We start from the raw sequence: 7610 nt of genomic DNA, 5'->3' as shown, positions 1-7610 counted from the left end.
GGCCAATCTTGTTGAGGCGATTGATGATCTTGATCGCTAGTTTGCTATCCGTTGGCTACGTGATGTTCTTCTCATGCACAGTCGTGTCAACATGAACTTAACAATGTCCACAGCTCGTCTCTAAAAAATCTTAAAACTATTCGGGATTCTTCGCTTCTGTTTCCGCTGAAACAGGAAAAATTTTAACAGTTTTCACAACCCGGTTTTTTGTTTGAATGATTTCCATCGGATAACCGGCAATATTAAGTCCAGTTCCTGCTTCGGGAATATCTTCAAAATACTCCAATATCAAGCCATTCAAAGTTTTGGGGCCATCCAGTGGAAACTGAAAACCAAGTTTTCGATTTAAATCGCGCAACAAGGTACTTCCCTCCACAATAATACTGCCATCTTCCTGCTTCAGAAAAGTACTGGTTTGGGTCGGCGCTTGTGTCGTAAATTCTCCAATAATCTCTTCTATAATGTCTTCCAGTGTAACCAATCCCATCCACTCACCATATTCATCAACCACCAAACCGACTCGTTTCTGGTTCTCCTGGAACAATTGTAATTGTGAAAATAATGATGTTCCAGAAGGAATAAAATAGGGAGCACGCATGACTTTCTCGAGAGTAGCGGCCGTTATTTTTCCTCCCTGCATTTGGTTCAGTACTTTGCGTACATGAACAATACCGACAATGTTATCCATGCGTTCGCGGTATATCGGTAAACGGGTATGATGACAAGTCAACAATTGCGTATGGATAACATCGTCATCTGCATTTAAATCAATCGCTTCGATTTGACTACGCGGCACGATCACATCATCAACCGTAATGGTTTCAAGATCAAATAAGTTCAACAACATGCTTTGGTGCTTATGTTGTATGAAATGCCCGCCTTCTAACACCAGTGTTTTAAGTTCTTCCGTACTTATTTTCTGTTCAAGCTCACTCTCACCCTTTTTGGGTTTCAATCGAAACAGAATCAGCAGTCCACTGACAAACAAATTAACGAACCATACAATGGGATAGCAAATGGTCAACAATGGGGTTAACACATAACTTGTCGCAAGAGCAATACGTTCCGGATAAGCCGCTGCGATGACTTTTGGCGTAATTTCACTAAATATCAGAATGGCAAAAGTAACGGCTATTGTTCCAATAAGTAATGCAAAGTCATCATGGGCAAAGAAAGTAGCAATGATGACAGCCACCAATGTTGCAGAAGCCGTGTTAAGTAAATTATTTCCCAGTAAAATAACACCCAGTAATCGATCCGTATTCTCAAGCAATTTTACAGTCAACCGGGCACCACGATGCCCTTGCTTGGCTAGGTGCCGCAAGCGATAACGATTAATCGCCATCATGCTAGTTTCCGATAAGGAAAAAAAGCCAGATAGAATCAATAAAAACAACAATATAATCAGCATGATGTGCAGCGGCATGTCTTCCAATGGACACCTTTATTGTGTAATGAAAATCGTTAAAACCGATAAATAGTAAAAACCCTAAAATGAGCAGTTTGTCTATTTTGGATTCAAACAAATGTTTGTCAACAAGAAAAATTGTTTGACTAAACAATTGTTGTTTACATTTATAGCAATTATTTAGTCGTTAACAACCCAACTGAGGGCAGTATGGCTAATTTTGCAACAGCAATTGAACTCTAGCTATTAAAAAATCCCAAGGCAGAGTTCATCCGCACTTCTAGCCAGCTCCGGTAAATACACAACGTGTTAATAAGTCAGGGTTATCAAAAAATTGAATAATCTATTTAAAAATTGTTTGAGTTCTTGTAAACCTATTAATTTGAGCGGCGTTAATAACATCTCTTCTTTCTGATTCAAATTTTATGTCTGACTGCTCAAATCTAAACTGTAATAGTGCTAAAGATATCAAGTTTCTTGAAATCAAGCACTTGAATGGCCCAAACATTTGGACTTATTACCCCGCTCTCGAAGCAACAGTTGATATTGGCGAACTTGAAGATTTTCCTTCTGATACGATCCCAGGCTTTTATGAGCGATTGTCAGAATGGCTCCCGACACTGATCGAACACCGTTGTAGCTATGAGGAGCGTGGTGGTTTTTTACGCCGAGTAAAGGAAGGTACATGGCCATGCCATATTCTTGAACATGTAACTCTGGAGCTGCAAAATCTGGCTGGAATGCGTGGCGGTTTTGGCAGAGCCCGTGAAACCTCGGTGCGCGGTGTATATAAGGTTGCATTAAGTGCCTGGCATGCAGAAATTACAAAAACTGCTTTGTATTCTGCGCGTGAATTGGTGCTGGCAGCTATGAACTTTCAGCAATCTCACAGCCCATCGTATGATGTTGAAGGGACTATCAGGCATCTTCGGGATTTGGTTGATTCACTCTGGCTTGGCCCTTCTACAGCTTGTATTGTGGATGCTGCTGTCGCACGTAATATTCCAGGCACCCGGCTCCTGGCTAAAGGAAATCTTGTGCAATTGGGATATGGCGCCCGTTCCCGTCACATCTGGACTGCTGAGACAGATCGTACACCAGCTATTGCAGAAAGTATTTCTCGTGACAAGGATTTGACAAAAGCATTATTACAATCTTGTGGCGTCCCTGTCCCGGAAGGACGCATTGTTGAAAGTGCTGAAGCTGCCTGGGAAGCAGCTAATGACATTGGTATGCCGGTAGTCGTAAAGCCTTGCGATGGAAACCATGGGCGCGGTGTTTTTATTGAATTAAGCCGTCGCGAAGAAATTGAATCGGCTTATTACATGGCCTTAAAAGAAGGCACAGGTGTATTAGTTGAGCGCTATATTGCAGGCACTGAGCATCGATTGCTAGTCGTTGGTGGACGTCTCATAGCCGCTACGCAAGGTGATTCGGTATCAGTAATTGGAGAGGGTGCTTCAACTGTAGCTGAATTAATCGAATCTCAAATCAATTCCGATCCTCGCCGTGGATCAACGGAAGATTATCCGCTTAATCTAATCCGCTTGGATAATGCAGCGAAAATGGAAATCGCCCACCAGGGTTATCACAGTGATTCGATTGTACCAGTCGGTACCAAAGTTTTGATTCAGCGTAACGGCAACCACGCATTTGATGTAACAGATCATGTTCATCCCAGTACTGCAGCCATCGCATCACTCGCTGCGCGTATCATTGGCTTGGATATTGCTGGCATTGATCTAGTTACCAGCGATATTTCACTCCCACTGAGCGAACAAAGCGGTGCGATTGTTGAGGTAAATGCCGGTCCAAGTTTGTTGATGCATATTAAACCAGCAGTGGGCACACCGCGCCCTGTTGGAAAAGCAATAGTAGATCATTTATTCCCAAATCAAGATAACGGTCGTATTCCAATTGTGGGAATTACGGGTAGTTATGGTAAGACTGCAGTCGCTTATCTTGTTGCCAGATTGCTTATTCTTTCAGGCAAACAAACTGGCTTGGCATGTAGTAATGGTCTTTATCAGGATTACAGGCAAATTGATAAGCACAACAGTGCCAATTGGGTAGCAGCTAACCGTACACTGATGAATCCGACTGTTGAAGCTGCGGTGCTTGAGAATGGCTTTGAAGCCATACTAAATGAGGGACTGGTATACGATAGCTGTCAGGTTGGCGTCATCACCAATGTTGACCCAGCCTGTCATTTTGGCCGCAATGGAATCGAAACGCTGAAACAAGTTTTTACTGTACTACGCACACAAGTTGATGTAGTGACACCCACGGCTGCAGCTATCGATGATGTGGAAGAAGGTGTGAAACTACCAATCGGCGCTGCAGTTCTCAATGCCAAGGAAGAAATGTTGGTTGAGATATCCGAATTGTGTCATGGTGAGGTTATTTTCTTCAGTATTAACCCAGACTTGCCAGCCATTACTCAACATCGCGTCAACGGAACGGGTCATAAGCAAGGTAAACGTGCTGTGATAGTACGCAATAGCACAATCATGCTTGCTACCGGTGCTGATGAATTACCACTGGTCAGATTGATGGATATATCTGCAGCGGCTGGTAAGCATAGCACGCAAGAAATAGAAAATGTATTGGCAGCTATCGGAGCAGCTTGGGTATTAGGTATTGAACCTGATCTTATACGTATCGGGATTGAAACATTTGGTTTCAATCAGGAAAAATATAAGCCAGAGAATCAGAATCTTCCAATTGGATTACAAACTAAAGGAATCAAGTTATGAAAGTTTTGCGTATTCGAGCATTGCGCGGACCAAATTTATGGAGTCAGCACACTTCTATTGAAGCTGCTATCGTTTGCAGTGGATCCGAGAATAAGATTGATACCATCCCTGGCTTTGAAGCACGATTACGTGAGCGTTTTCCTGGGATTTCTTCATTTCAACCCGCTGGTCATCATGAAGCTGTTACGATAGCGCATGTGCTCGAATTTGCTACTCTCGGTTTACAAGTTCAAGCAGGTTGCCCGATAACCTTTAGTCGCACCGTTCTAACACCAGATGCCGACACCTATCGCGTCATAGTCGGTTACACTGAAGAGAAAGTTGGCAAACTTGCTTTTGAGCTGGCGCAAGCTTTGTGTATTGCAGCCATTGAAGATACTGCTTTTGATTTAGCAGATGCTATACATCGTTTACGTGAACTCAATGAAGATATACGCTTAGGACCGAGCACGGGTGCTATTGTTCAAGCGGCTGTTGCGCGCGACATTCCATTCCGCCGCTTAACGGAAGGCAGTTTGGTCCAATTTGGTTGGGGTAGTAAGCAACGTCGTATTCAAGCTTCTGAAAGCGATATGACCAGCGCTGTTGCAGAAGCAATTGTGCAGGATAAAGAATTGACTAAAACCTTGTTGCATGCAGCTGGTATACCTGTACCTCTCGGTCGAGAGGTAACAAGCGTAGAAGATGCCTGGGTAGCAGCTTGCGAAATAGGTGTTCCAGTAGTAATAAAACCAAAAGACAGTAATCAAGGTAAAGGCGTAACCGTTAATCTTGTTAGCGCAGAACAAGTAAAAACGGCTTATATGATCGCAACCGAAATCAGTGATAATGTTCTGGTAGAACGTTATATTCCCGGACATGATTATCGCATGCTGATTGTTGGTAACAAGCTGGTTGCCGCTGCACGCCGTGACCCGCCACAAGTTATTGGCGATGGCGTGCACAGCATTTATGAATTGGTAGCACAAATTAATCGCGATCCAATGCGGGGAGAAGGACACGTTACAACATTGACTAAAATTCATCTGGATGAGATTTCTATAGCTCATCTGGCAGCACAGGGATTAACAGCCGAATCGATTCCAGTCAGAGGAATGCGAGTTGTGTTACGTAACAATGCCAATTTATCGACAGGCGGTACAGCAACTGATGTGACCGATGATGTTCATCCGGAGTTAGCGGCGCGTGTGGTTGCAGCTGCAAAAGTAGTCGGTTTGGATATTTGCGGTGTCGATGTTGTCTGCGACAATGTTATGAACTCATTGGAAGAGCAAGGTGGTGGAGTTATCGAGATTAATGCAGCACCCGGTTTGCGTATGCACTTGCAACCTTCATTTGGTAAAGGACGTGCAGTGGGTGAAGCAATTATCGATTACATGTTTCCTCATGGACAGGATGCACGCATTCCGGTGATCTTAGTAACAGGAACCAACGGCAAAACAACGACAACGCGCCTGATTGCTAATATCTTAGAAAAAGATAACAAATGTGTGGGTATTACGTCCACAGATGGTGTATACGTTGATGGGCAGTGTATCGATACCGGAGATTGTAGCGGTCCAAAAAGTGCGAGAAACATTCTTTTTCACCCTGATGTCGATGCAGCTGTCTTAGAAACTGCGCGCGGTGGATTGTTACGCGAAGGCTTGGGGATTGATCACTGCCACGTTGCCGTAGTGACCAATATTGGTATGGGCGATCATCTTGGTATGGCTTATGTCAACACTGCGGAAGAACTGGCGGCGGTTAAACGCATCGTTGTGCAGAATGTAACACCAGGTACCGGTTTTGCTGTGCTAAATGCCGCCGATCCACTCGTCGCCAGCATGGCTGAACAGTGTCCTGGCTCAGTTATTTTCTTTGCGCGTGACAATCATCATCCGGTGCTAGCAATGCACCATGCGCAGCATAAACGTGTTATCTACATAAAAGATGGCTGTATTGTCGCTGTGGGTGAGAGTGATGAATACCGGATACCTCTGAATGAAATTCCACTGACAAAGAATGGCAGTATCAACTTTCAAATAGAAAATGTGATGGCTGCTGTCGGGGCTGGTTGGGCACTTGGATTGGATTGGACGGTTATTTATGCCGGCGTAGCTGGTTTTGTAAGTAATATACAGACCGCGCCGGGACGCTTTAATCTTTTCAATTACCGCAATGCTACCTTGATCGCTGATTATGGTCATAATCCCGATGCGATACAGGCACTTGTAAGCGCTATTGACAATATTCCATCCAAGAAACGCTCAGTAGTCATTAGTGCCGCTGGGGATCGGCGTGATGAAGACATCCGTCAGCAAACAAGAATTCTTGGTGATGCATTTGATGAAGTAGTGCTTTATCAAGATCAATGTCAGCGCGGTCGTGCGGATGGAGAAGTACTGACATTATTGCGAGAAGGTTTGGGTAATGCCAGGCGTACTCAAAAAATAAGTGAAATAGTTGGAGAGGCAATCGCGATTGATGCAGCGCTATCCAGTTTGCAGGATGGAGAGTTATGTCTTATTTTGGTCGATCAAGTTGAGCAATCACTTGGGCAAATAAATAATCGTATTGCATTAGGCTGATTGTTGGTTGCTAAGTCATATTTCTTAATGACTTATTCCAATACAGATAGGAGCAGTAATAATATAGCCTTTATCTTTGGTAGAGGCCATCATGGCACGGTTAAAAGAAGGCCAACTGCGGCAGAAACTCCGGGCAGCGCAAGCGATCGTGCTGCCATTGGCGCTAGGTTTGAGTCTGGAGTAGATGGCACTTGCCATTGGACGTTCGGTAGGTATCACCTGCAAAATGCGCGCCTGGTATGATTCAGCGATGGGAGAAGAAAATAAAACCACGCGCAGCAAACGTGAATTACGTAACCGCGCCAAAGTCTAGCTGGGCAAGCCACTGGCGTTGTCCACTCTGTACCAGATGCTGGCACAGCATGGCTGGCGTAAACTAGCCCCGGATAAAAGCCATTCATAAGCCGATCCATCGCCCCATGGTACGTGCCATGCCATGCTGATGCAACAATACACCTACGCTAATGGTGCAGTCAATCCACTCGATGGACGATTTGATTCCCTGATCCTGCCCTGGGTAAATGGGGATTGCGTGCAACTCTTCATGGATGAAATCGCGACACCGCTATCCGTATGAAAATATCATCATGGTAATGGACGGCGCAGGTTGCACAAAAGCCAGGCCATGAATCTGGCTGACAATATGCGAATCCAGTTTCTCTACCGCCTTACTCGCCAGAACTCAACCCGCAGGAACCTGTGTGGGACGAATTTTCTTTCATAACCGCGCCTTCGATAGCCTGGATGCGCTTGAGATACATCTGGAATACGCACTAAGAAGGGTTCTGTCGCATTAAGCGCAAAAATGCATATTTTGGATGAGCTGGCATGCCATCCCTTTAAACTAGACGGATTTATTCTGCCAGCGCATAAAAT

5 protein-coding genes are annotated in these 7610 nt (G+C 44.5%); 4 read left to right on the top strand and 1 reads right to left on the bottom strand.

All coding sequences use genetic code 11. The features are described from left to right. Positions 1 to 136: 136 nt before the first annotated feature. Positions 137 to 1426 carry an HlyC/CorC family transporter gene (locus ACH10T_RS00985; RefSeq protein WP_394807479.1) on the bottom strand — a complete coding sequence of 430 codons (1290 nt, stop codon included), beginning with the start codon at positions 1424 to 1426 and terminating at the stop codon, positions 137 to 139. Between the two features lie 407 nt (positions 1427 to 1833). On the opposite strand from ACH10T_RS00985, the gene cphA (ACH10T_RS00980) reads away from it, so the two are divergent. The 4 genes from cphA (ACH10T_RS00980) (at position 1834) to ACH10T_RS00965 (ending at position 7311) form a co-directional block, all read left to right on the top strand. Continuing rightward, complete coding sequence (gene cphA / locus ACH10T_RS00980) at positions 1834 to 4164, top strand: cyanophycin synthetase (protein WP_394807478.1); 2331 nt, start codon at positions 1834 to 1836, stop codon at positions 4162 to 4164. Further along, positions 4161 to 6734, top strand: coding sequence for a cyanophycin synthetase (gene cphA, locus ACH10T_RS00975; protein ID WP_394807477.1), 2574 nt, complete (start codon positions 4161 to 4163; stop codon positions 6732 to 6734). Before cphA (ACH10T_RS00980) ends, cphA (ACH10T_RS00975) begins: the two co-directional genes overlap by 4 nt. A 184-nt stretch (positions 6735 to 6918) precedes the next feature. After that, a complete protein-coding gene (locus tag ACH10T_RS00970) occupies positions 6919 to 7047 on the top strand; it encodes a hypothetical protein (protein ID WP_394807476.1) in 129 nt (42 codons plus the stop codon). Positions 7048 to 7170: 123 nt separating this feature from the next. Then, positions 7171 to 7311 carry a hypothetical protein gene (locus ACH10T_RS00965; protein ID WP_394807475.1) on the top strand — a complete coding sequence of 47 codons (141 nt, stop codon included), beginning with the start codon at positions 7171 to 7173 and terminating at the stop codon, positions 7309 to 7311. Positions 7312 to 7610: the final 299 nt, after the last annotated feature.

The organism is Nitrosomonas sp., from assembly GCF_043753625.1.
GTDB lineage: Bacteria > Pseudomonadota > Gammaproteobacteria > Burkholderiales > Nitrosomonadaceae > Nitrosomonas.
The sequence above is the reverse complement of the archived record's forward strand: the minus strand, read 5'-3'. Positions and strand labels throughout refer to the sequence as shown.